20 protein-coding genes are annotated in these 24279 nt (G+C 60.5%); 19 read left to right on the forward strand and 1 reads right to left on the reverse strand.

Annotated elements, in window-relative coordinates; all coding sequences use genetic code 11:
• Positions 1–156 precede the first annotated feature (156 nt).
• Positions 157–1851 carry a sensor histidine kinase gene (locus ACI0FG_RS01760; protein ID WP_419786838.1) on the forward strand — a complete coding sequence of 565 codons (1695 nt, stop codon included), beginning with the start codon at positions 157–159 and terminating at the stop codon, positions 1849–1851.
• Here the strand turns inward: ACI0FG_RS01760 and ACI0FG_RS01765 are convergent.
• Complete coding sequence (locus ACI0FG_RS01765; RefSeq protein WP_419786839.1) at positions 1848–4898, reverse strand: hypothetical protein; 3051 nt, start codon at positions 4896–4898, stop codon at positions 1848–1850. The genes ACI0FG_RS01760 and ACI0FG_RS01765 overlap by 4 nt on opposite strands.
• A 316-nt stretch (positions 4899–5214) precedes the next feature.
• On the opposite strand from ACI0FG_RS01765, the gene ACI0FG_RS01770 reads away from it, so the two are divergent.
• The 18 genes from ACI0FG_RS01770 (at position 5215) to ACI0FG_RS01855 (ending at position 24234) form a co-directional block, all read left to right on the forward strand.
• Positions 5215–5652 carry a response regulator gene (locus ACI0FG_RS01770; protein WP_419786840.1) on the forward strand — a complete coding sequence of 146 codons (438 nt, stop codon included), beginning with the start codon at positions 5215–5217 and terminating at the stop codon, positions 5650–5652.
• 17 nt (positions 5653–5669) lie between these two features.
• The gene (locus ACI0FG_RS01775) at positions 5670–6569 is read left to right on the forward strand and encodes a response regulator (RefSeq protein ID WP_419786841.1); all 900 of its coding nucleotides are present in this window, start codon (positions 5670–5672) and stop codon (positions 6567–6569) included.
• A gap of 26 nt (positions 6570–6595) precedes the next feature.
• Positions 6596–8446: an SLC13 family permease gene (locus ACI0FG_RS01780; RefSeq protein WP_419786842.1), complete on the forward strand. Its 1851-nt coding sequence runs from the start codon at positions 6596–6598 to the stop codon at positions 8444–8446.
• A gap of 80 nt (positions 8447–8526) precedes the next feature.
• The gene (locus tag ACI0FG_RS01785; protein ID WP_419786843.1) at positions 8527–8676 is read left to right on the forward strand and encodes a hypothetical protein; all 150 of its coding nucleotides are present in this window, start codon (positions 8527–8529) and stop codon (positions 8674–8676) included.
• Positions 8677–8695: 19 nt separating this feature from the next.
• Positions 8696–9241: a YIP1 family protein gene (locus tag ACI0FG_RS01790; RefSeq protein ID WP_419786844.1), complete on the forward strand. Its 546-nt coding sequence runs from the start codon at positions 8696–8698 to the stop codon at positions 9239–9241.
• 122 nt (positions 9242–9363) lie between these two features.
• Positions 9364–9750 carry a response regulator gene (locus ACI0FG_RS01795; RefSeq protein WP_419786845.1) on the forward strand — a complete coding sequence of 129 codons (387 nt, stop codon included), beginning with the start codon at positions 9364–9366 and terminating at the stop codon, positions 9748–9750.
• A 17-nt stretch (positions 9751–9767) separates the two neighbouring features.
• A complete protein-coding gene (locus ACI0FG_RS01800; RefSeq protein WP_419786846.1) occupies positions 9768–12362 on the forward strand; it encodes a PEP/pyruvate-binding domain-containing protein in 2595 nt (864 codons plus the stop codon).
• The gene (locus ACI0FG_RS01805; protein WP_419786847.1) at positions 12359–14044 is read left to right on the forward strand and encodes a sensor histidine kinase; all 1686 of its coding nucleotides are present in this window, start codon (positions 12359–12361) and stop codon (positions 14042–14044) included. The genes ACI0FG_RS01800 and ACI0FG_RS01805 overlap by 4 nt, the downstream gene beginning before the upstream one ends.
• A complete protein-coding gene (locus ACI0FG_RS01810; protein WP_419786848.1) occupies positions 14032–14430 on the forward strand; it encodes a response regulator in 399 nt (132 codons plus the stop codon). Before ACI0FG_RS01805 ends, ACI0FG_RS01810 begins: the two co-directional genes overlap by 13 nt.
• Positions 14427–15350: a sensor histidine kinase gene (locus ACI0FG_RS01815; protein ID WP_419786849.1), complete on the forward strand. Its 924-nt coding sequence runs from the start codon at positions 14427–14429 to the stop codon at positions 15348–15350. The genes ACI0FG_RS01810 and ACI0FG_RS01815 overlap by 4 nt, the downstream gene beginning before the upstream one ends.
• Positions 15351–15362: 12 nt before the next feature.
• On the forward strand, positions 15363–15788 hold the full coding sequence (locus tag ACI0FG_RS01820; protein ID WP_419786850.1) for a response regulator: 426 nt from the start codon (positions 15363–15365) through the stop codon (positions 15786–15788).
• Between the two features lie 36 nt (positions 15789–15824).
• Complete coding sequence (locus tag ACI0FG_RS01825) at positions 15825–17354, forward strand: ATP-binding protein (RefSeq protein WP_419786851.1); 1530 nt, start codon at positions 15825–15827, stop codon at positions 17352–17354.
• 246 nt (positions 17355–17600) lie between these two features.
• A complete protein-coding gene (locus tag ACI0FG_RS01830) occupies positions 17601–18161 on the forward strand; it encodes a Spy/CpxP family protein refolding chaperone (RefSeq protein ID WP_419786852.1) in 561 nt (186 codons plus the stop codon).
• 170 nt (positions 18162–18331) lie between these two features.
• Positions 18332–19147, forward strand: a complete 816-nt coding sequence (locus ACI0FG_RS01835; protein WP_419786853.1) for a DUF4405 domain-containing protein — start codon at positions 18332–18334, stop codon at positions 19145–19147.
• Between the two features lie 9 nt (positions 19148–19156).
• Entirely contained in the window at positions 19157–20995 is a 1839-nt protein-coding gene (locus ACI0FG_RS01840) for a two-component system sensor histidine kinase NtrB (RefSeq protein WP_419786854.1), read from the forward strand.
• Positions 20996–22405, forward strand: a complete 1410-nt coding sequence (locus ACI0FG_RS01845; RefSeq protein ID WP_419786855.1) for a sigma-54-dependent transcriptional regulator — start codon at positions 20996–20998, stop codon at positions 22403–22405.
• Between the two features lie 39 nt (positions 22406–22444).
• Positions 22445–23059, forward strand: a complete 615-nt coding sequence (locus ACI0FG_RS01850) for an MBL fold metallo-hydrolase (RefSeq protein WP_419786856.1) — start codon at positions 22445–22447, stop codon at positions 23057–23059.
• A 107-nt stretch (positions 23060–23166) separates the two neighbouring features.
• The gene (locus tag ACI0FG_RS01855) at positions 23167–24234 is read left to right on the forward strand and encodes an HDOD domain-containing protein (protein ID WP_419786857.1); all 1068 of its coding nucleotides are present in this window, start codon (positions 23167–23169) and stop codon (positions 24232–24234) included.
• Positions 24235–24279: the final 45 nt, after the last annotated feature.

The raw sequence follows: 24279 nt of genomic DNA on the forward strand, positions 1-24279 counted from the left end.
TGGGTTGCAAGCCGATGTCAACGTGCAAATGGCACAATGATTGCTTTTTCTGCGGCGGGAGTTTTAGTTTTAATGATAATTTTGCTAGATTTTATAACGACTTGTATTAATTATAAATATTTTGGCAATATTTAGCAACAAATCAGGCAGCTCGATATGAAAAGCGACATGATGTTTTCCGGCGTTCACAGATTGCTGTTCGTTTCCATGCTTTTTGTTCCCGCCATCCCATTATTGCTGGCTGCGGGGGTCGGCTCCTACTCCTTTGTACAGACAACGGAGCGGTTCTCGGTCTCGGCAATCAGGCAGACGGCGGCCGACCATCGCCAGCTGGTCAATGGCTTTCTGGACGAGCGGCGGCACGATCTGGAGTCGTTTTTGGCCCTTGCGGAGCCGGATGTGCTGGTCGTCGGCGAGGTGGCGGGCGGCAGGACGGCACAGGACGAGGTTGAGGCCTTTCGTGCCGTGAGCGGTTCCGCCTTTAGTGATATGGGGCTTATTGCCCCCTCCGGCATTCAGGCCGCCTATGTGGGGCCTTATGATTTGGCGGGCAAGGATTATAGCAAGGCGGACTGGTATGTGGAGACGGTCAAAAAGGGGTATTTCATCAGTGATGTCTACCTCGGCTACCGGAATGTCCCCCATTTCGTCATCGCGGTGGCCCGCCGGGTGAACGGCCGGGTCTGGGTTTTGCGGGCGACGGTGGATTCAGCGCTTTTCGGCCGCGTGGTGGAAAATATCAGCGTCGGCAAAACGGGCGAAGCTTATATTCTCAACAACGAAGGCGTGCTTCAGACCCGGCGGCGGTCCGGCGGCGACCTGCTGGAAAAGGACGGCTTCGGCTATCCGGAGCAGAAGGGCGGGGTCATGACCTTCATGGGCAAGGTGGCCGACGAGGACTACCTCTTTGCCGCGGCCTCCATGAACGACGGCAAGTGGCGGCTCATTGTTCGCCAGAAGCGGGACGAGGCCTTTGAATCCACATCCCTGGCCGGGTACACGGTCATGTTCATCCTGCTTTGCGGCGGGGCGATCATCCTCTGGCTGGCCCTGGTGGTCAGCCGCCGGGTGGTGGATACCCTCAAGCGGCAGGCCGAGACCATGGGCAAGCTGGAGAACCAGCTGCTCCAGGCGGCCCGGTTGGCGGAGCTGGGCGAGATGTCCGCCGGATTTGCTCACGAGATCAATAATCCGCTTCAGATCATGAAGGCGGATCTGGCCTTGCTGGACATGGATGTGGACGAACTCGTCGCCAAGAAGGAATCAGAGGAATTGTGCAGCGAGATTCGGGAAGTTGCCGATCAGTTCCGAATCCAGATCGACCGCTGTGCGGGCATTACCCGCGAGATATTGCGTTTCGGCAGGCAGGACGCCCCACAGCTGCAACCCATCAATCTTTTGGAATATCTGCCCAAGGTGGGGGCCATGGTCGAGAACAAGGCCTCGGTCAACGGCATTCGGATGACCTGCGAGGTGGCACCCTCCGTTCCCGTCATCCAGGCGGACCCCGGCCAGATGCAGCAGGTGATGATCAATCTGCTGAACAACGCCATTTATGCCGTTTCCGACCGGCACGGTGCCAGCGGCGGAGAGATACAGGTGCAGGCCTGGGGCGACGGCTCAGGCAATGCGGTCATCCAGGTGAGGGACAACGGCAGCGGCATGTCCCGGGAAGTCATGGATAAGATATTCATCCCGTTCTACACCACCAAGGCACCTGGCGTGGGAACCGGCATGGGGTTGTCGGTCTGCTACAGCATCATCGACTCACTTGGCGGCGAGCTTTCCGTGGAGAGCCAAAAGGGAGAGGGCACCACCTTTACCATAACGGTGCCGGGCGCCCGGAGCTAGTCGCGGCAGGTCGCTTCCGGCATCGGTTCATCATCGAGCCGGTGCCGGAAGTTGGCCGTTTCCCGGTCCAGTTCATCCAGATACCCGCGATAGCGGACCAGATAAAAGGACAGGGCCTTGGAAAAATTTCGGCCCACCAGGCCATTGACGAAGAGCATGGCCACTTCCTTTTCCTCGGCCAGAATCTGCTGTGAGGCATGGAACACGTCGAGCTCGTCGTTCGACATTTCTGCCATGGCCTGCCGCAGTGCCTCACGGGCGCGCGGCTTGTACATGCGGATGTAGAGCAGGTCCAGGGCGTTTGCCATCACCTCGGAAACATGGTTGGTGCCCGAGGATCGCGACAGCTCGATGAATTCACTGGGCTTGGCCAGGGTATCAAGCATCTCCCGAGTGGGAAAGGCGATTTCCAGTTGGGCAAACAGCTCGAAGACCTGCCGGATTTTTTCCGTATAGTCCCAGTTTCGGATGGCGATGTTGTGTCCCCGATCGGCCAGTCCCTCGATGATTCCGGCCACGCAGTCCGAGGCCAGCTTGGAGATGACCGCAGCCCAGAGCTGGAGCACGGCGGCCACATCCGTGACCCCGTGTGCGGCAAGCGCCCAGCTGATGACCATGTTGAAGGCGAAGGCCACCGGGATGGAGAATACGCTTCGGAAAAAGTTGCCCACGGCCGCCTTGCGCGGCAGGCCCCGGATCAGGTTGTGGGTCGTGATGTACGTGCCGTTGGTCAGGGCCATGATGGTGTAGAGCAGGAGCGGGTCCGTCGCCGTGGTGACGCCAAAGCCGTTGTCCAGCACTACGGATTTGCACAGCCAGTCGAGCAGAGGCACGGAAAAGCCTGTGTAGAGCAGGGAGTCCGAGATGCGCTCCCAATCGATGTAGTCGTGCCACGTCAGATAGGAGGAGCGGCGCAGCCCGCCGCCGCCGAGCACGGACTGGATGATGTTGCGCAGCCCGGTAATGGAAAACCAGATGATGCCACCCAGATAGGCCAGCACCCACCAGTCTTTTGTCAGATAAAAGGTGAGGAAAGCAGGGATGAAGCCCACAAGGACTTTGAACAGGTTCTTTAGCGTCGTGTTGACCCGTTCGATGGAAGGGCGTTTCTTTGTGGCCTTTTGCTCTTCGTAGAGTTGCAGCCGGTTTCCCTCGTTGGTCATGCCGCCCAGGGATATGACGTTGCCGCATTTGCCGTCCTCGATGCGATACCCGGATACACGCCAGCGGTTGCGCTTGGCGCAGGCTATGCCACGGATTCCGGGCAGCTGAGCCAGAGCGTTCAACAGCCCTCTCTTGCGGCCCGGCGTCATCACGGGGGGCACGAATTCCACGGCCGAGCCCACGTCGCAGACCACGGGGATGCAGTTGGAGTGGGGAGAGGACCGGATTTCGCGTTGGGAGCGCAGCGGCAGTGTCTCGACCACGGCGAATCCCATGCCGTGGGTCCGGGTGGAACGCCCTGTCGAACCGCTGCCGATGGCCCCCTTGAGCGGAGTGCGGCGGTAGCGGTCGAGCAACCGGTGGAAGTCGGTCAGAATTTCTTCCAGTCTCACCCTTTGCGCAATGGCTCCCGGAGTCTCGCAAACGCGCAATTGCTCGATGCAGTTGTGAATCATCCGCTTGAGGGTCACGGCATTGTGCTCGTTGATGGCCTGGAGCAGCTTGCTGATGGGCAACCGGCGCGTGACCTGCAATTCGGTCAGGGATTTGATGTTGAAAATCTCGAAATGGGAGATGCGTCCGGCGCAGTAGTAAAGAATCTCGATGACGTCGGCCAACTCGAGGTCAGCCAGAATCAGGGTCAGCAGGCAGGCTGGGCAGGCGTGGCGCAGGCGCAGGGTCAGTTCCGCCGGGCTGAGTCGGAGCAGTTCGGGCGCGTCCGTGCGGTTCGGGGCATCCGGGTCCGGAATGTTCGTGTTTTCGCTGGGCACCAGATAGCGCTGCACTATGGTCTCGGCGTCCAGGGAGTCCAGTGTTTCCATCTGCATGGCGATGGACGCACGGGTGTCATAGTCCGCATTTGCATACTGCTCGCGCAGTACGGCCACTCGTTCGGTGAAAAGGGGCAGCAGTTTTTCGTGAATGTGGTTGCCCAGGTGAAAGACCGAGGGCTGTCCGGCGCCAATGGCCCTGGCCACGTCCTCGTAGTCTATGGGCGGGGGCAGGATGCCGAATTCCTGCAACATGGACTGTCGGTGTACCGCGTTGAACTGTTCGGTCACGTCCTTTACGTAACGGGTCCGTTCGGCCTGGATCTCGCGGCCCAGACGCATCAGGTCCTGCACTCCCTCCTGACGGAAGAATTCGTCGCGGTCCGCATCATCCTGCAACCCATTGGGGCTCCAAACTATTTTGACTTGCTTGTCCCGATGCAGGGCGCGGTATTCTATGCCAGCGCGGATGGAAATATCCAGAATGCGCGCAGCGGCAAAGAGTTCGCGGGCCACGGCCGGTTCCATATAGTCGTAATAGACAACGGTGAGGTGGCGGATGCCCTTGACCCAGGCGTCCATGATCAGGTGGGTGGCGGATTTGCGCCCCTTGCTGTTCGCATCGTGCACCCGGTCGTCAAAGGTGACCTGGTTCCACTCCTCCGGCATCTCCAGCAGATGATATTTTTTCAACTGACGGCGCAGAAAACCGACCTTTCCCAGCGCCACCCTCCGGAAATCGTGCGCCAGGGCCAGCTGCTTGTCGTCGTCCCCTTTGGCGCGGATGAGTTCCTTGCCGATCTGGACGAGAGCCCGCGCCCGGTTGTTGCGCATAGTGTCGCGGGCGGCGGCCATGGTCTCGTCGCGCAGGGCTATGAGCGCCTTGATCCGATCGGACGACTGTTCGGATTTGAGTGACTGGAGCAGCTGCATGATGGCGTAGCCGATGCGCAACCCCGGCTCCGCGGCCAGTTCCTTGATGCCATGGGGGCGGAGGTAGGGGTCGAGAATGGTCTTGAAATGGGAACGGTCCATGCCTCGGTTCAGGAGGTCATTGAGGATTTCAAGCAGCTTGTGGTCATTTTTGTCGTAATAGAGCGATGGCGAGGTCACGTCGATTCTCCAATTTTACGGTTGCGTCCGACATCATGCAGCAACCATGCCTTGCCACATATCGTCGAGGACGCAGTCCGATTCGGAACTTACTCGTCCTGTATTTCCATATATATCGGATTTTTTCGCGTCCGTCATCGGTCCGGGTGTGGGCTTCCCGCAACTGTTTTTTGCAACGGGCAAATCGGGCAAAGCTGCTTTGCCCGATTTATTGCAAGAATAAAACTAAAAAAAACAGCGTGTTACAATTGGCACACCGGTTGCTAATGCTGAGCCAGGAATCATTGAATTTGCAATTAATTCGTATGGTGAAGTTATGACACAACCGAGAATCCTTCTGGTGGACGACGAGGAACGGCTCCTCAGCACGACGAAGAAGCTCTTCGACAAGATCGGCATCACGGCCTTTACGGCCACGTCGGGCAAGGATGCGCTGGAGTTGCTTGGAGCGCAGGAAGTGGATGTTGTCTTCCTGGACATCAAGATGCCTGGAATGGACGGCATGGAGACGCTGCAGCGCATCAAGAAGGAATACCCCCTCACAGAGGTAATCATACTGACGGGCCACGCCACCATGGAAACTGCGGTGGAAGGCCTCAAGCTCGGTGCCCTCGATTATCTCATCAAGCCTGTCAGCATGAAGGATTGTCTCCGCAAGGCGGAGGAAGCCTTTGAAAAAGTCTCCCGGCAAAAACAAAAGATCCACTCTGCCCGAATGGCCGAATCTTCGGAGGGGCAGGGTGGTTTGCGTTAGAACATAAGGAGGTTGCAATGGTTAACATCAAGGTCCTCATGGTGGACGATGAGGAACGCTTTCGCACCACCACTGCGAAAATTCTGGCACGAAAAGGGTTTGAGACAATCCTGGCCGCCAGTGGCGAAGAAGCGTTGGACAAGCTCGTCGAACGTCCCGATGTGGTCATCCTCGATGTGAAGATGGGCGGCCTGGACGGCCACGACACCCTGAAACTCATCAAGGCTCAGTTGCCGGATCTTCCGGTCATCATGCTTACCGGGCACGGCGATGTCCCGGGCGCAAAGAAAGCCTACGAAACGGGCGCCTTCGACTATCTGGCGAAGCCCTGTGACGTGGACCTGCTCGGCGCCAAGATCAAGGACGCCTACGACTACGCCAAAAAGGTGCCCTACGTGGAAAAGCTGGCGGGAGACATCATGATTCCGCTGGAGCGCTACACCCAGATTCCCATGAACAGCACGGTCAAGGATGCCATCAAGGCGCTGGAAAAAGCCATGCGTCATCTGATGGCCACCGACCGTCTCATGGATACCGGGCACCGTTCCGTACTGATCACCGGTCTGGACGGCAAGGTCGCCGGACTGCTCAGTCCCCTGGGGCTCATCGACGGTATCCGGCCGGATTATCTCTCCGCGCCCAAGCCGTCCATGGCCGACTCCCTGCAGTACTCCGCCATGTTCTGGCAGGGGCTGTTTACCTCGCGCGTCAAGGAAATCATGAACAAGCCTGTCAGCGAGTTCATGTCGGAATCCCTGCCGCTCATCGACGTCAACGCCAATCTCATGGATGTGGCCAACACCATGATTGCAGGCCCGGCCCGGCGCATGCTGGTGCAGGCCAACGGCAAGGACGTGGGTGTTATCCGCGAGCAGGAGCTGTTCTACGAAATCGCCAAGATTATAGCGGCCAGCTGAAGCGCTGAAATATCCAGAGGTTAAACATGAGTCAGACAAAGAAAAAGGCGACCGGTTACGATAAGTACGTCAACTGGAAGCTCTTCATATTTCCGGTGGTTCTATTTGCGGTGATCTTGATGCTGCCCACGCCGCAGGGCATGAAGGACGTGGGTATCCAGTACTCGGTCGGGCCCAAGGTCGTTACCAACTATCTGTGCCAGGAGCTTTTCCAGAAGAAGAGCGCCGATTGCGAGCAGTGGCAGATTCTCGCTGCACGCATGATGGAGCAGAACATGCGCATGGGCGCGCTCTCCAAGGCACGTTTCCTCAAGCGTGATACCAAGTGGGTCAAGAAGTACAAGATTCCGTCGGACGGAGCTAACTTCGATCGTGCCCATAACTACATCAAGGAAAACCTGTCCGAAGATGCGTATCTGAACATGATGAAGGGGGCGTATCACCTGCGCCTCAAGGGCATCAACTACAATGATCTGTCAAAGAACGACAAGAAGAGTGCGGACAAGGGTGCCTGGTCGATCAAGGTCGCCATCGCCATGGTCGTCTTCGTTGTCTTCTGCTTCATGACGGAGTGCATCCCGCTGCCCGGCGTGGCCTTCTGCATGGGGTTGATACTGGTCTTTACCGGTGTCGTATCCCGAAGTCAGGTGGCCGGGCTATACTGGGATGACGCGGTCTGGTTCATCATGGGTTCGCTCATGTTTGCGGCGGCCTTTGTCAAGACCGGCGTGGACAAGCGCATGTGCCTCTTGATGTTCAAGAAGCTGGCTGTGCCCAACGTCCGTTGGATCACGCTCATCTTCTTCATCGTCATCACCCCGCTGGCCGCGTTCATCTCCGACCACGCGCTGGCCGCCATGTTCCTGCCCATCGGTATGCTGCTCTACCAGAACAGCCTGACCGACGAGGTGCCTGAGGACAAGGAACTGGCCAAGATGCTGATGATCTCCATCGCCATGGCCTGTAACATCGGCGGTCCGGGCGCTCCTTCCGGCGGTGCCCGCAACGTTATCATGATGACCTACCTGAACGACATGTTCGGCATGGACATCGGTTATGCCCAGTGGATGCTTTACTGCATACCGTTCATTCTGGTCATGATCCCCATCACCTGGCTCGCCTGCAACATGCTCTTCAAGCCCCGCATCACCTCCCTGGCTCCTGCCATGCGCCATCTGGAAGGTGAAATCGGCAAGATGGGCAAGTGGAACCGCAGCCAGATCTGGGCGATGATCATCTTCGTCATCATGGTCTACGGCTGGTTCACTGAAAAGGCGTTCTACAACATGGGCATCTACCCCGTTCGTCTCGGCATCGGCGTCATCGCGGTCGCCGGTGCGGTGGCCTACCTGCTGACCGGTGTCGTCAACTGGCGCGACTATCAGGAGAAGGTGGACTGGGGTGTTGTCTGGTTGTACGCGGGTGCGATCATCTTCGGCCGCACCCTGGACAAGACCGGCGCCGCCTATTGGCTGGCCCAGTCCGTCATCGACCTGCTGGCCCCGCTCGGCATGGACCACGGCCTGCCGCTGATGCTCACCTCCAACGGCCTGACCGCCGTGCTGACCAACCTGATGGCCGATGGCCCGGCAGCCGCCGCAGTCGGTCCCATCACCCTGAACATGGCCAGCATCGTGCACCCCGGCACCACGTTCCTGCCCTTCATGGCAATGTCCACCGCAGTGGCGTCTTCCTTCGCCTACTGCCTGATCATCGGAACGCCGCCGAACGCCATCGTCTATGCTTCCGGCTATCTTGAGCCCAAGGACTATCTGCGAGTCGGTGTCCCAATGTGGTTCGTCGCCAACATCATCGTCATCATCCTGACGGCGGTATACTGGACCAACATAGGATTCGGCTCGCTACCAGGATTCTAGCACCCCCCAAGCCTAACCCCTAACCCCCGGCGGTCCGCTTATGGCGGGCCGCCGGGCAAAACCAAAAGGGAGGAAACGACATGAACGGCAGCGAAAACAGGGAACGTGCCTTTGTCCACAAGAACGGCGTCACCTATTTCAGCAAGAAGACCGAGAGAAGAATCCTGTTTCTGCTCACCATGGCCATGCTGGTCTGGGGAGTAGTCGAATACGCCACCGGTATCAATTAAGCACAGGGAGGAAGGGGAAATGGAATCCACGTGCACAACCGGTAAGATGAACGTCAGGGAATATTTTGAGGTCCTTATCAACATCATGCGGTCGCCCGCCCGATTCTTCGAGGGGGTTGCCCAGGAGGAGGGGATGCGGCGATCGCTGATCTTCCTCATGATATCCGGGCTGTTCTACTGCTCGGCCAGCATGACCTACTTTTTTGAAAACTCCGTCACCATGGGCGTCATCATGATGCTCAACGCCGTTTTCATGCCCGCCTTCGGAGCCGCGCTCACCTTTATCCTGCTCGGCATGACCGGTACCGAAAAGGTGCCTTTTGCCAAGGTGTTCAATATCTACGCCTATGCCAGCGGGACGGTCATGGTCATCTCCTGGATTCCCGGCCTCGCCATCATCATGGAGCCTGTCCGGGCCCTGCTGGTGGGCGTGGGGTTGGTCAAGGCCTCCGGAATAGGCAAGTTCAAGGCTGCGCTGGTCATCTTGATAACGGCGTTTCTGATCTTGCTCTTCTTCTGGACCGCCGCGCCTGTGGTGGAGGAGTTGAAACCGCTCCTGCGATAATCGGGGTTTTCCCGCGTCCCTCAATGTGACGCAATTTTTCCTTCTAACCCCTTCCAAGTCCGGGCCGGGTGCTTGTCCCTGGCCCCGGCCCGGACCCCCATGGTGCAAACCGGAGAGCTGTGATGAAGAAAATTCGATTGCTTCTGGTGGATGACGAGATCGACTTCCTGCACGTTTACGCCCGCAGGTTCGCCCGGCGCAACGCGGAGATAGAGTCGGCCACGAGCGGCGAGGAGGCCCTGGAAAAGATAGGGTCCGGCCGTTTCGATGTCGTCATCATGGATGTGATGATGCCGGGCATGAGCGGGCTGGAGACCCTGCGTCGGATCAAGGCGCAGCACCCCGATCTGCCGGTGATCATTCTGACCGGCCATGCCAACTCCAAGGCGCTCATCGAGGGCATGGAGAACGGAGCTTTCGACTATCTGCTCAAGCCGGTAGGCACGGACGAACTGTATTTCAAGGTGCTGGACGCGGTGCGGGCGCGACGCCTGCCCTCAACCGACTGAGAGGAGGGAGGCACCCCATGGCCATCATCCGCAATATCTTCAATCTGACCCGGCGCACCCCCGGCGACGGCGATGCGGCGGCCCGTTTCCTGGCCAAGTCCGAGAATTTCCGCCTGCTGCTCACGGCAAATAACGAGGCGCTGGAGCGTATGGGTGAGATGTCCGTGGACGCCAAATCCGGCGGCACCTTCGGCATGGCCCACGTGCGGGCATCGAGCCTGCGTACGGCGGCCGCCGTACGGGGCATGATAGAGCGGCTGTGCCGCATGTGCCCCGGCAAATATGACGAACTCAAGGATGTGTTCAACCGCATCGTCATGGAAATGGAAACCGCGCTGGTGCACCGGACGGACCGGCCCACCGGCCCGCTGACCCTGGGGCTCGACGTCGTGCGTGCCGGGGCCATGCCCGAAACCGGCTCCAAAATGGCCTTGCTTGGCGAGATCGCCTTGGTTCTCGACCTGCGCATTCCGCGCGGATTCTCCATTACCGGATCGGCCTTCCGCCGTTTCATGGAACACGCCGGGCTGGACGACGAAATCAATCGGCTCATCCAGATTACGGACAGCAGCGAGCTGGACGAACTGCGTGACCTGGAGACGAATATCCGCCGGGCCATCGACATGGCGGCTTTTCCTCCCGGACTGGAGGAGGCCATTGAGGATGAATGCGCCCGGCTCGGCCTGGATGGAAAGGATGTCCGGCTGGCCGTGCGCAGCAGTGCCCTGGGCGAGGATTCCGAGGAAGCCAGTTTTGCCGGGCAGTTCTTGACCGTGCTCGGTGTGCGGCCGGACGACGTGGCCGAAGCGTACCGCAGTGTGGTCGCCTCCATGTACTCGGCCACCGCCATGCTTTATCGGTTCAACCGCGGCCTTCGGGAGGACGGCGTGGTCATGTGCGTGGGCTGCATGGAGATGGTGAACGCCACGGCTGGCGGAGTGGTCTATACCCGCAATCCTGCAAGTCCTGGGGAGGGCGTACTGGTTTCGGCCGCGCCCGGCCTGCCATGTACGGTGGTGGATGGATCGGCGCTTATCGATACCTGGATCGTCAACCGTGATTCGCTGGAGGTCGTCAGGGCCGAAATCGCCGACAAGCAGTGGGAACACAGCGTTGGTCCCGGCGGGTCCATCATTCGCAGGGAGCTGGGCGAGGGGCGGAGTGCCCTGCCTGCCATCGGTGAGGATCTGGTTGTCGAACTGGCCCGGAACGGGCTGGCTATTGAAGGATATTTCGGCGGACCGCAGGACGTGGAGTGGGCCCTTGGGGCCGATGGCCATGTCTACTATCTGCAATGCCGTCCCTTGGCCGTTGGTACCGACGAGTGTGAACCGGGCCATGCCGAAAATGACGCGGACGCTTCTTTTGCCATATTGACGTCGGCTGTGCCCGCCAGCCCAGGAGTGGCCGGTGGAACCGTGTTCCGCGTGGAGACGGATGAGGACATGCTCGACTTCCCGGATGGTGCGGTGCTCCTGACGCGAAACGCCAGGCCGCAGCTTTCGGCGCTGTTGCCGCGCGCGGCCGCGCTGGTCGCGGAGTTCGGCAGCCCGGCCAGTCACCTCGCCAATGTGGCGCGGGAGTTCTCGGTTCCGGCGCTCATCGGCGCGCCCGGGGCGGTGGACCGTCTCTCAGGCGTCAGCGCGGTCACGGTGGATGCCCGGAACGGCACCGTCTACCTGGGAATCCGCCGCGAGCGGATCGAAGCCGCCGGTACGCGCAAGGGGGTTGCACGGGAAAATGACGTCGTCCATGCCCTGCGGCGCCTGCTGCCATTTGTCGCACCTCTCAATTTGACCGATCCCGAATCCCCGGACTTCAAGCCCGATAATTGCCGGTCCCTGCACGACATCACCCGCTACTGCCATGAGAAGGCCGTGCAGGAGATGTTTTCCGGTGCCGGGCAACCCACAGCCAATGCCCGGAAGCTGAAGGGCGAGCTGCCCATGCAGTACTGGCTGGTGGATATCGGCGGCGGCACGGCCGAGTCCGAGGAGGAGGGGTATATCTCTCTGGACAACGTGCGCTCCGGTCCCATGCTCGCCCTGTGGCACGGCATGACCGTCATCCCGTGGGATGGCCCGCCACCGGCCAGCGTGAGCGGATTCATGTCCGTGGTCACCCAGGCGGCGCAGAATCCGGCATTGATGCCGGGCGTTGCCAATGACATGGGGCGGCGCAACTATTTCATCGTGGGGCGCAACTACTGCAACCTGCAATCCCGGTTCGGGTTCCACTTCTGTACCGTGGAGGGCTTTGCCGGGAGTGATCCCACGGCCAATTACGCGCTCTTCCAATACCGTGGCGGTGGTGCGGATATCAGCCGCCGCAGCGTGCGCATCGGGCTGGTGGCCGAGGTCCTGGATCGTCACGGCTTCATCGTCGAGGCGCGGGAAGACGCCCTGCACGCCCGCATCGAGGGCGTGGCCCGGCGGGCGGTGGAGCAATCCATGGCTGTCATGGGTTATCTGCTGATGCATACCCGGCAGATTGACATGGCCATGGCCGATCGTGCCGTGGGAGATCGTTACCGGGCCAAGTTCGCCAAGGATATCGAGACGGTTCTGGAAAACCTGCCGGAAATTGTCCGGCCACAGGCGGGTGAGCCATGACCGACACCTCCTATACCCGGCTGCGCCTCAGCCTGATGCTGCTCACCCTGGTGCTTTCGCTGGTCCCGCTCTTTGCCCTCGGCTTTGTTATCGATTCCGAGTTCCGGGATGCCTACGGCGACAAGCTGACCAGCAATCTTCGGCTGGTGGCGGGTAACAAGGCCGACGCTCTGGACGTTTTTTTGACCGAGCGGGTGATACAGCTTCAGATGGTGGCGGGGATTCACACCCTGGGCACTCTGGGGAATCAGCAAGCCCTGGAAAAAGTGTTCGACACCGTGCACGCGGCCAGCCCCTCCATCGTCGATCTCGGTGTTATTGGGCAGAATGGCCGTCATGTTGCCTATAGCGGTCCCTTTGACCTGAGCGAAGCCAACTATAAGGACGAGCCCTGGTTCCATCAGGTGATGATCAAGGGACTCTACATCAGCGACGTGTTCATGGGGTTCCGCAATTTCCCGCACTTCATCATCGCGGTAAAGCGGCGTGAGGGCGGCCGTACCTGGATACTTCGGGCAACCATCGATTCCGACATCTTCACCGGGCTGGTGCGCAACGTGCAGAGCGGCGTAACGGGCGACGCCTATCTCATCAACCGTGCCGGGGTGCTCCAGACACCGTCGCGTTTTGGCGGCAAGATTCTCGGGGCGGCGGATCTGCCCGAATACCAGCCCTCCGGCGGTGTGGATGTCATCCGGTGGCAGCGAGGCGGGGACGAACTGATGGCTGGAATAGCCCCGCTCAAGCACACCGGCTGGCGGCTGGTGGTCATCGAGAATCCGCAGGAGGAGCTTTCGCCCCTGCTTCGGGCCCGTTCGCTGATCTTTGCGTTGTTTTTGGTCTGCGCCCTGATGATCTTTGCCGGTGCCTATTTGTCCGTGGGGTCGGTGGTCAAGCGGCTGCAAAAGGCGGACAAGACGCGCGCGGCCATGGACGCGGCGGTCATGCAGTCCAACAAGATGGCCTCGTTGGGCAAGCTGGCAGCGGGTGTTGCCCACGAGATAAACAATCCGCTTTCCATCATCCGTGAGAGCGCGGGGTGGATTCGGGACATCATCAATGACGGTGAGCTGGGCGAGTCCTCGGCCGTGGATGACCTGCAGGAAGCCACCGACGACATAGAGCGCCATGTGGAACGGGCGCGGACGGTCACGCACCGTATGCTCGGGTTCGCCCGGCGCATGGAGCCGTTGCAGGAGGATGTGGACCTGAACATGCTCGCAAGCCAGACCGTCTCTTTTCTGGAGAACGAAAGCCGCCACCGCAACATCGAGGTGAAGTGCCTGTTCGATCAGGCCTTGCCGCTCATCACCACGGACGCAAACCAGGTGCAGCAGGTCATTCTGAATCTGCTGGAAAACGCCATCGACGCCATCGGGCAGGACGGCGTTATCGAAGTATCGACGCGATCGGGGGACAATACCGTTCTCTTGGATATCGCGGACAGCGGAGAGGGCATTGCCCCGGAGAATCTTTCCAGGGTGTTTGATCCCTTCTTCACCACCAAGCCCACCGGAGAGGGAACCGGGCTGGGGCTTTCCATCGTCTACAGTACGCTCAAAAAGCTCGGCGGGGATATCGATGTGCGCAGCGAGCGTGGCGTCGGGACCACCTTCACCATCACTCTGCCGCTGACCCACGTCGCCATTCCCGGACGCCAGGAGGAGTCATGGATAGAGTAAAAGTCCTCGTTGTCGACGACGAAACCGATTTCCTGAAGCTCATCAAGCGACGTCTTGAAAAGCGGAACGTCGAGGTGGCCGTGGCTCCCGGCGGCCGCGAGGCGCTGGAGTACCTGGCCGACAACTCGGCGGACGTGGTCATTCTGGACGTGCGAATGCCGGGCATGAGCGGCATGGAGACCCTGAAGGAGATCCGCAAGCGGCACCGGGAAACCGAGGTCATCATGCTCACGGGGCACGGCTCGATGCAGTCCGGCATAGAGGGCATCAGCCATGGCGCCTACGACTACGTGCTCAAGCCCTTCAACATCGATGACCTGCTTGACCGCATCCGCGCGGCCTGCGAGCGCTCCCGTCTCAAGCAGGGCGAGAAGGAGCGGCCATGACCCTTTGCCGTGCGCGCCGCCTGCTTCGGGTGGGGCAATATATCTTTCCGGTCGTCCTGCTTGCCCTGACCTACGGCATCTGGAGACGGCCCTTTGTGCATTGCGATGTCCTGGTGACCGCTGGTGCGGGGGGGGCGGCCATCGGCATGTGGCTGCTTTTCCACCTTGTGGCGGAGCGCATTCAGAAAGCCTGCGATGAACAGTCGGAGCTGGGAAACCAGCTCATTCAGTCTCAAAAAATATTGGCCCTTGGCGAGATATCCACGGGTATTGCCCACGAGATCAACAATCCGCTGAACATCATCATGCAGGAGGCGGCGTTGGTGCGCGCGGACCTGGAGATGGATGTCGGTCCCCAGGCCCTGCACGAGGTGAAGGAGAGCCTGGACGTCATTCTCAGACAGGTGGAGCGGTGTTCGGACATTACCCACAAGCTGCTGGATTTCGCCCGCCAGCGGGTGCCCATCTCCCAGATGGCGGACATCAACCGGCTGGTGGAGGACATGCTCGACCTGCTGGAGCGGGGCGGCGGCCCGGGCAACGTGGAGATAATCAAGGTTTTTGACCCGAATCTGCCTCCGGTCCAGACCGACCCGCCGCTGCTCCGGCAGGTTTTTCTTAACCTGCTCATCAATGCGGTACAGGCCATGGAGCAGGGCGGAGGCTATCTCTACGTGACCACCAGCGTCGAGGATACGCGGGTTTGCGTGGAGGTACGCGACACGGGCCCGGGGATAGACGAGAAAGATATCGCGCGAATTTTCAATCCCTTCTTCACCACCAAGGAGCCGGGCAAGGGAACGGGCCTCGGATTGTCCGTGAGCCTGCGCATCGTCAATCAGCTCGGCGGCGACATGGCGGTACGGTCGGAGAAGGGGGAGGGAGCGGCCTTTACGGTCTGTATCCCCATAACGAGGTAACGGGAGTTCGACATGCAGACAATGGCAAGAGTGCTCGTGGTGGATGACGAGGAGCGGTTTCGGCACACCCTGCATCGGTTGTTGGAAAAGGCGGGGCATACGGTGGACGAGGCCCCGGACGGCGAGACCGCACTGCGCAAGCTGGGGGCGGAACCGTTCGACGTGGTCCTGCTGGACCTGAAGATGCCCGGCCTGTCCGGGGAGGATACCTTTCTCAAGATACGGCAGCGCGGGGTGGATGTGGAGGTCGTCTGCCTCACCGGCCACGTTTCCGTGCCCGACGCCACCAAGCTTTTGGAGCGCGGGGCCTTCGACTATCTGCTCAAGCCCGCTGCGATGAGCGACATATTGCAGTGCGTGGCGCGGGCGGCGGAGAGCAAGCGGTTGCGCAACGAGGAGATCGAGGTCGCGGACCTGCTCGGCTACGGCGACAAGTAACCGGTCTTCGCAGGAGGATTCCGTAGGAGAAACCGCATGAATGACGAATTCAGCTACGAAAATCTGGGCAAGTGTTATTGGAACGGTTCCATGGGGCCGTTCATCGTGGGCATCATCGGTTCCGGCCCGGCCTTCAAGGTCCTGCTGGATATCATATACAATGAAGCCTTTCGGGAGTTCCTGCCGGATATGCGGCTGGCCGCGGTGAGCGGGCTCGACCCGGGCCGGGCGGATGCCGGGTTGGTGGAGCCGGGCTGCCCGCTCTACGATTCCTGGCGGGAGATGCTCGAAAAGCATCCCGAGATCAATCTCGTGGTGGAGCTTACCTGTGACGAACGGGTGTTGCAGGAGGTGCGGGCAGCCCTGCCCGAAACAGTCTCGCTCATGGATCATCGCGAGGTGGTATTTTTCTGCGGAATGCACGATATGGCCTTGGTCAAGGGGAACTTCCTGAGCCAAGTGGACCATCAGCGCACCCTGATCCAGTCCATCATCGATGAAATCCGTGAGGACATCTTCCTGCTCGACAAGGCGGGCAACGTGGTGGACGTGAACCGCATCGTCTGGCAGCGGGCCGGGGTTTCTCGCAAGAGCCTGCTCGGCAAGCCGTGCTGGCATGGCGCCCGCCTGCGCGACGGTTCGGTCTTTTGCAGCCACCTGGACCCGGTCTGTCCCTTCCACAAGACCCTGCGCAGCGGGGAGAAGGAGGAGACCCTGGTTACCCGGGTCAACGGCAGCGGACTGCTCCAGTACTATCGGCTGTACGCCTATCCCATCTTCGACATGCGCGGGCACATGACCCACGTCATGGTCATGCATCGCGACATTACGGAACGCACCCATCGCGAGAAGTACCAGCAACAGCGGGACAAGTTTGCCATCATCGGCGAGATGTCCACCTATCTGGCCCATGAAATCCGCAACCCTCTCTTTGCCGTGGGCGGGTTTGCCAACTCCCTGCTCAAGTCGTCCAACCTGGGGGAAAAGGAGCGGGAGAAGGTGCAGATCATCGCCAGCGAGACCATGCGCCTGGACCGGATGCTGACCAACATGCTCAACTTCGCGCGGCCCTCGCACGCTCCGGCGGGGCGGGTGGATATCTTGGCCGTGTGCAGCGATGCGGCCGAGTTGATGGATATCGGCTACGGCAAGCAGGGATACCGTGTGGAAGTCCTCTCTCCGGCAGTTCCCCTGCCCACGGTGCAGGGCGACCAGGATGCCATCAAGCAGTGTCTGGTCAATCTTATCAAGAACGCGATCGAGGCTATGCCGGAAGGCGGTTCCATCACCCTGGAACTGGCCATGGAGCAGGCCATGGTTGTCATTCGCGTCCGGGACAGCGGTATAGGCATGAGCGAGCACGAACTGGATCAGGTCTTCAATCCCTTTTATTCCACCAAGGAAGATGGGAGCGGACTCGGGCTGGCCATGATCAAGAAGATTGTGGAGGAGTGCGGCGGCCACGTGGAGCTGGCCAGCGTGCCGAAGCAGGGCACCACTGTGTCGCTCTTCTTCTGTCCTAGCCTGGACATCCCTGACGGAGGCTCCAAGTCCGCAGGGATGTAGCCTTCTTGTACTTGTCCTCCGCTGTTCTCGTTTTATCGCAGGGATTGCACTTTATGCACATTTTGTGCAATTAGAAGTGCAGCTAACTGCACTTCCAGATGTGCACTGCCGAGTCAATTAAAGATTAACTACCTGTTTTCACACTATTTTATGTAATTGGCACGCCGCGTGCATCATTTCGGTCAGGTTACGGTCTGATTCGATAAAACATGGCAGAGAGCCAATTTTTACATAAGGAGAAAAGGTATGACCAGGAAGAACTTCACCTCTTTGGCACTGGCAATGGCGCTGGTAATGGCGGTGGCAGGCTTCGCCCTGGCCGGTCCCGGCGGGCATGGCTACAACGGGCGCGGCGGCTGCGGTGCCTGGAGCGGAGGACAGGGTGGCCCCGGCCTGCGCGGCATGTACAGCCAGCTGACCCCGGAGAAGCGGGCGTCCGTGGACAAGATTTTTGAAAACTACAAGCCGAAGTTCGAGGCGTTGCGCAATCAGATGCAGACCAAGCACGCCATGCTTGAGGCCATGGTCAACGGCGGCCAGGCCGACGAGAACAAGATCGGCAAGCTCATCGGCGATATGACCCAGCTGCGCGACAAGATGTTTGATCTGCGCAAGAGCCTGAGCGCCGACCTGTCCAAGGAGCTCGGCGTGGAACTCCCCGCCGTCGGTTTCGGCCAGGGATGCCCCGGCTTTGGCCCTGACGGTTGTCCCGAATACGGCACGGGCTACGGTATGGGTTCCGGCTATGGCCACGGCATGGGCGGCCACGGTATGGGCGGCCACGGCTACGGTCATCGTTGGCAGTAAATTTCCGTTAACTGGAAAACAGGATTGCGCGGGACGGTCTCTCACGGGGAGGGACCGTCCCGTCGCGTAAGGGAAAATAACCACTGCGGCAAGGCGGGAAATACGATATCGTGATTGGGTGGCAGGTCCGGGGCGCAAGCCCGAATCCCTTTACCCCAAAGGAGAATCCGATGTTTCGCAAAACCATTTCATTGACCGCCTTGTTGTCCTTTGTCGTCACGCTTATTACCAGCGTGGTTTTGTACATTGTACCCCATGGCCGGGTTGCCTATTGGGCCGACTGGACGTTTCTGGGTCTTTCCAAGGACCAGTGGGACGGCACGCACATCACCATCGGAACCTTGTTCATTGTCTCGCTTCTGCTGCACATCTGGCTCAACTGGAAGCCGCTCATGGCCTACATGAAAAACCGGGCCCGCGAGATGGTGGTTTTGACCGGGCCGATGGTCGTGGCCGTGGTTCTGACGCTTTTCGTATTTTTCGGCACCCTGCTCGGGTTGCCCCCCATGCGTCAGATTCTGGATTTCAGCGCCTCCATCAAGGACGAGGCCGTGAATACTTATGGCAATCCTCCCTTCGGCCATGCCGAACTGAGCGAGCTGGAGAAGTTCTGCGGATACCTTGGACTGGATGTGGACAAGGCCGTGGCTGCATTGAAGGATGCCGGGTATGCCCTGAACGAGGGCAAGGCGACCCTCGTCAAGGATATTGCCAAGTCCAAAGGCGTAAGCCCGCAACGGGTATTTGAGGATATCCGGGCCGGAATGGGCGAGGGAGCGGGAACATTGCCCGCTGATCCGCCGCAGGGACTGGGCCGCATGTCTCTTGCCGACGTATGCAAGGGGTTCGGCCTGTCGGAGCAGGATGTCCTGGCCCGGCTGAAGGCAAAGTCGATCGAGGCCAAGCCGGAGATGACCATCAAGGAGATTGCGGCCTCAGGAGGGCTGCAACCCCGCGATATTTACAATATTCTCAGGGGAGAGTAGCGAGGCTGCATGGACGTTCATGCTTATAGTAGGGAAAAGGGACCGCTGGTCGCTCTTGTCCTGGCGCTCATTGTGCTGGGGCTGGGCAGTCTGTATCTGACCTGGCGGTCCATCGCCCACCAGCGGGAGATCGTCGAGGACCACATGATCCTTACCGGATCTTCCATTCTGCGCGGGGTGGAGAACAATCTGTCCCGTTTTCGCCGTACTGTCCGGCTCAGTCCACAGGCTGCGCCGCTTTTTCCGGCCATGGCTCAGGAGCTTTTTGTCGAGCTGACCAAGTCAGAGGATATCCAGTTCATCACCTTGCTTGGAGGAGACGGGCACCCGCTGGTCACCTCCGAGGAAGACAAGCGGATGCCGACTCTGGATCTGCCCGAGACCGTGACCCGCGACATTGAGCCGGGGCGCGCCTGGCATGTCATGGCGCAGTTCGGCAAACGCGCCGTGCTCATTTCCGGGCTGATGACCGATTCCGCCCTTTCGGCCCTTACCCGTGGCCAGCCCCCCAGAGGCGGCATGGGCCAGGGTATGGGACCCGGCATGGGGCAGGGGCTCGGACCGGATGGAGAGCATGGCATGGGACACGGAATGGGCCGTGGCCGTCATATGGGCGAGCCGCCCGTTGATGTCGAGCCGGTCTATCTGGTGGTCGGCCTCAATGCCGAGAAGCATCTGGCCCAGTTCCGGCAGTACCGGCGTGCGGCTCTGTATCAGACCGGCTATGTATTTCTGGCGGCGGTGGTGCTCTGGTCCCTTGCCTTCGGCTATCTGCGCCGACGCAGCGAGGGACGGCGGCTCGTCCGCATGGAGCGGTTTCAGAGCAAGCTGCTCGACAACATGCCGGACGGCCTTGTCACCCTTTCCGATTCGGGTGAAATTCTTGCCGCAAACAAGTCCGCCAAGGAATTGCTGGCACCACAGGGGGAGGAGGAGCCACCGGAGATCATTGGCAACAACTGGTCAAGTTTCGCCTTTAGCCTGAAGCCCGGCCGCTCGCCCCACGCCTGGGAGCAGTTTGATTATCAGGGCCGCCAGCTGGAAATTCTGGCGCTGCCGCTCCAGGGCAACGGCGAGGACGCGGTCCCTGACCCGAGCCGTTTCCTGGTGCTCATCCGCGACCGCACCGAAATCCGATCCCTTGAGGAAGACCTGAACGAGGCCAAGCGGCTGGCCGCCATCGGTTCCCTGGCTGCGGGCGTGGCCCATGAGGTGCGCAATCCGCTCAGTTCCCTGCGCGGTTTTGCCCAGCTCTTTGCCAACAAGCTCAAGGGGCAGGCTCCGCTGGACCGCTACGCCACCACCATGGTTCAGGAGGCGGACCGGCTGAACCGCGTGGTCACGGACCTGCTCTATCTGGCCCGGCCCCGCCAGCTCGATCCCAAGGATGTGAACCTTGCCGAACTGGGCGAGTCCCTCTTGCAGCTCATGCGCTTTGATTTCGAGGACAAGAAGACCTTGCCGGAACTCGCTTTCGGCGGGCTCTCCGCACATGCCGATCCCGATGCCCTCAGACAGGTGCTGCTCAATCTTATTTCCAACAGTCTCGATGCCTTGGCCGGGTGTAGTGACTGCCCCAAGCCGGGCCATATCCGGCTGACGGCCGAGGCTGCCCATGACGGCACCTGGATCGTGGTGGGCGACGACGGGCCGGGCATGAATCCGGAAATCCGCGAGAACGCCTTTAAGCCGTTTGTTACCGGCAAGAAGACCGGAACCGGACTCGGACTGGCCATCGTGCACAACATTATGCGCGCCCACCGGGGCCGGGTGGTCATCGACTCCGAACCCGGCGAGGGAACGCGTGTGCGGCTGTTCTTTCCCGACAAAGAGAACGAGGATGCATAAATGGAAGAACGTACGGTACTTATAGTAGACGACGAGCCGGGACACCGGCTCATGGTCCGGGCCGTGCTTGAGGACGAAGGCTGGAACGTCCTGGAAGCGGAATCCGGCGAGCGGGCATTGACGGTCCTGGCCGAGGCGGCCGAGTCCGATACCCGTCCCGATGTGGCCCTGGTGGACATGAAGATGCCCGGCATGGACGGAATGCAGCTGCTCAAGGAACTGCAAATCCGGCGGCCCGGTATGCCCGTGGTCCTGCTCACCGCCTTCGGCAGCGTGGGCAGCGCCGTGGATGCCATGAAAAAGGGCGCCTTCGACTATCTGACAAAACCGGCGGATAACGACGAACTGACCGCCGTCATGGGCAAGGCCTTCGAATACCACAAGCTGATCCGCGAGAATGCCCGGCTTAAGGCCGAGGTCTCCGGCGACGTGAAATTCATTGGCGCCAGCCCCGGCGTGGAGCGGGTGCGCCAGCTTATGGCCCAGGCTGGTCCCGCCGAGGCGACCGTGCTCATCCTCGGCGAATCCGGTACCGGTAAGGAACTGGTGGCCGAAGGGCTGCACCGCGCCTCCAACCGGGCCGACCGACCGCTCATCAAGGTCAACTGTGCCGCCCTGCCGGACGATCTGCTGGAAAGCGAACTCTTCGGTTATGAAAAGGGCGCGTTTACCGGCGCGGTCAAGGACAAGCCCGGCCGGTTCCAGCTGGCCGACGGCGGCACCCTGTTCCTGGACGAAATAGGCGAGATGCCTGCCGCGCTCCAGGCCAAGTTGTTGCGCGCCTTGCAGGAAAAGACCGTGGAGCCCCTCGGTTCGGTCAAGACGATCAAGGTGGATGTGCGCATCATCGCCGCCACCAACCGCAACCTCAAGCGCGAAGTGGAGGCGGGGCGGTTCCGCGAGGATCTCTACTACCGTCTGGCCGTGCTGGAAATCCGCATTCCGCCGCTGTGCGAGCGCAAGGAGGACCTGCCGCTTCTGGTCAGTTTCCTGATGCGCCGCCTGGGCAACAAGAACAACAAGATCATTCGCACGGTGACGCCCGCCTTTCTGGATGCCCTGTCCGGCTACGACTGGCCCGGCAACGTGCGCGAGCTGGAAAATGTGCTGGAACGCGCGCTGATCCTCTCCCGGTCCGATGCCCTCGGCACCGACCTGCTGCCCCCGCAGATCACCGGCGCGCGCGAGGCCAACCAGAACATGAGCCTGGATATGAACGGGGATATTCCCGAACCGATGATGAGCCGCTCCTCTTCCACTCCGGCCTCGCTGGAGGAGGCGGAACGGATGGCCATTCTCCGTGCCCTGGAGGAGAACGGCAATCACCGTGAGCGCACGGCCGAGGCCCTGGGCATCAGCCGCCGCACCCTGCAATACAAGCTCAAGAAATTCGGTCTGACCCGGCGGTAGGCTCCGGCCTGCCGCCGTGTCGGGCTTCGGGAAACGGTCGTGGATGCCCTGAAGGTCGAAACGTTCCTCACCGGTCCGGAGGAGGCCAACGCCTATCTGCTGCACGCGGGCGGGGAGGCCGTGGTCATTGATTCGGACGCTGAGCCGGACACCTTGATCCGCCGTATCGAAGAGGCTGGGTTGCGCCTGCGCGGCATCTACATCACCCACTTTCATCTGGACCATTTCGGCGGGGTGCGAGATCTGCACGAGCGGTTCGGCTCGCCGGTCTTCGCCAGCGGCGGGGATGCCTTCCTGCGGGACTATCCGCTGGAGCGGGGCGGGTTCTCGGACTATGCCGAACTGGCGGACTTCCCCTATGCGTCCATTGGGCCGGGCTGCCGTCACCTGCTGGGTCGGACCATGGTTGTTCTGGCAACGCCGGGGCATACGCCGGGGTCGCTTTCCTACTTCTTCCCCGCCGACAGGTGCGTGTTTACGGGCGACCTCGTTTTTAAAACCGCAGTGGGGCGCACCGATCTGCCCGGCGGCGATGCGGAACAGCTGCGCAACTCCATCCGCTCGCGCATTGCTCCGCTGCCGGGCGGGACGCGCATCTATCCCGGTCATGGGCGGACGACGCCGGTCGTTCGTGTACGCTGGGCCGCGTCTTAGATTGGGTAAAACTCCCAACAAGGCGGTTTGACAAACAAATCACTTTTTCTTCCCTGTTTTTTGGATTATACTGCAATTCTGAATTTCCCTTGAATCAAGGAAGGATTATGGCAGAGGAGAAGGCTGGCATAGCAGTCGATGTCGGACCCGAGGTCCGGGCAGCCGCCCGGAAACTGGTAACGAAGCGGTTCAAGTTCATTCCGGAACCGGACGCGGCGCTCAAGCGGCTCGCCCGGCACGGCGCGGACAGCGTTGCGCGCGACATGGTGCAGTATCCGGAACATTACAAACCGTCGCCCGAGCCGAAGGAAGTCATCCTCGGCCCGCTTGATCCGCTCGATATTTTGCGCAAGGAGCATCAGCTCCCGGCCCTCCCCCAGGTATTTCTGGAGTTGCGGGAGGCCATCAACGCCCCGGCCACCTCGGCCTCGGACCTGGCGAACATCATCAGCCAGGACCCCAGCCTGACCGCTTTTTTGCTGCGCATGGTCAATTCCGCCTTTTACAGCCTGCCTGTTCAGATAGACACCATCTCCAGGGCGGTGACTGTGGTCGGGGTCAACCAGCTCTCCACTCTGGCTGTGGGCACGTCCATCATGTCCCTGTTCAAGGATGTGCCCGCCGAGATCATCGATGTGGTCCAGTTCTGGAAACATTCCATCTGTTGTGGGCTCATTGCCCGGCGGCTGTGCCGCATGACGGGCCGGGGTGATCCCGAACGCGCCTTTGTGGCAGGCCTGCTGCACGACATCGGCCAGTTGGTTCTGCTCCAGGCGGAGCCCCTCAGGGCGGGGGCGGTTTTGGCCGCGGCCCGGTCCGGCCGGGCACTGCTCTGCGACCAGGAAAAGGCTATGCTCGGGTTCGACCACGCCACTCTTGGCGGCATGTTGCTGCGCAAGTGGAATTTCCCCTTTGTGCTGGTGGCGGCTGCCTTGGAGCATCATCACCCCAAGAAGACGCAAAAGGAGGCCGAGCCCGCCCTGGTTCACTGCGCCGAGACCATCGCCACCGGGCTGGGCATCGGTTCCAGCGGGGAATTTTTTGTCCAACCGCCGGAACCGGCCGTGTGGGCGTCGCTGGAGCTTACGGCGGAGCGCATGGATGAAATGATCGAGGATCTGGACGAGGAACTGGAAGAGGCCTTTGAAGTGCTGATTCGGTCCACGGCCGATTGACAGGAAGGGCAAAGCGCTATACTCCTGCCTCCCAAACCGAAACAC

The sequence above is a fragment of the Pseudodesulfovibrio sp. 7M6 genome (genome assembly GCF_050058625.1).
Lineage (GTDB): Bacteria > Desulfobacterota > Desulfovibrionia > Desulfovibrionales > Desulfovibrionaceae > Pseudodesulfovibrio > Pseudodesulfovibrio salinus.

Bases quoted from the DNA above. Each gene is read 5' to 3' on its own strand.
- ACI0FG_RS01800 (WP_419786846.1), top strand. From the start codon at position 9,768: ATGGCCATCATCCGCAATATCTTCAATCTGACCCGGCGCACCCCCGGC.
- ACI0FG_RS01815 (WP_419786849.1), top strand. From the start codon at position 14,427: ATGACCCTTTGCCGTGCGCGCCGCCTGCTTCGGGTGGGGCAATATATC.
- ACI0FG_RS01855 (WP_419786857.1), top strand. From the start codon at position 23,167: ATGGCAGAGGAGAAGGCTGGCATAGCAGTCGATGTCGGACCCGAGGTC.
- ACI0FG_RS01825 (WP_419786851.1), top strand. From the start codon at position 15,825: ATGAATGACGAATTCAGCTACGAAAATCTGGGCAAGTGTTATTGGAAC.
- ACI0FG_RS01845 (WP_419786855.1), top strand. From the start codon at position 20,996: ATGGAAGAACGTACGGTACTTATAGTAGACGACGAGCCGGGACACCGG.
- ACI0FG_RS01770 (WP_419786840.1), top strand. From the start codon at position 5,215: ATGACACAACCGAGAATCCTTCTGGTGGACGACGAGGAACGGCTCCTC.
- ACI0FG_RS01795 (WP_419786845.1), top strand. From the start codon at position 9,364: ATGAAGAAAATTCGATTGCTTCTGGTGGATGACGAGATCGACTTCCTG.
- ACI0FG_RS01760 (WP_419786838.1), top strand. From the start codon at position 157: ATGAAAAGCGACATGATGTTTTCCGGCGTTCACAGATTGCTGTTCGTT.
- ACI0FG_RS01830 (WP_419786852.1), top strand. From the start codon at position 17,601: ATGACCAGGAAGAACTTCACCTCTTTGGCACTGGCAATGGCGCTGGTA.
- ACI0FG_RS01820 (WP_419786850.1), top strand. From the start codon at position 15,363: ATGCAGACAATGGCAAGAGTGCTCGTGGTGGATGACGAGGAGCGGTTT.
- ACI0FG_RS01785 (WP_419786843.1), top strand. From the start codon at position 8,527: ATGAACGGCAGCGAAAACAGGGAACGTGCCTTTGTCCACAAGAACGGC.
- ACI0FG_RS01810 (WP_419786848.1), top strand. From the start codon at position 14,032: ATGGATAGAGTAAAAGTCCTCGTTGTCGACGACGAAACCGATTTCCTG.
- ACI0FG_RS01775 (WP_419786841.1), top strand. From the start codon at position 5,670: ATGGTTAACATCAAGGTCCTCATGGTGGACGATGAGGAACGCTTTCGC.
- ACI0FG_RS01835 (WP_419786853.1), top strand. From the start codon at position 18,332: ATGTTTCGCAAAACCATTTCATTGACCGCCTTGTTGTCCTTTGTCGTC.
- ACI0FG_RS01790 (WP_419786844.1), top strand. From the start codon at position 8,696: ATGGAATCCACGTGCACAACCGGTAAGATGAACGTCAGGGAATATTTT.
- ACI0FG_RS01780 (WP_419786842.1), top strand. From the start codon at position 6,596: ATGAGTCAGACAAAGAAAAAGGCGACCGGTTACGATAAGTACGTCAAC.
- ACI0FG_RS01805 (WP_419786847.1), top strand. From the start codon at position 12,359: ATGACCGACACCTCCTATACCCGGCTGCGCCTCAGCCTGATGCTGCTC.
- ACI0FG_RS01840 (WP_419786854.1), top strand. From the start codon at position 19,157: ATGGACGTTCATGCTTATAGTAGGGAAAAGGGACCGCTGGTCGCTCTT.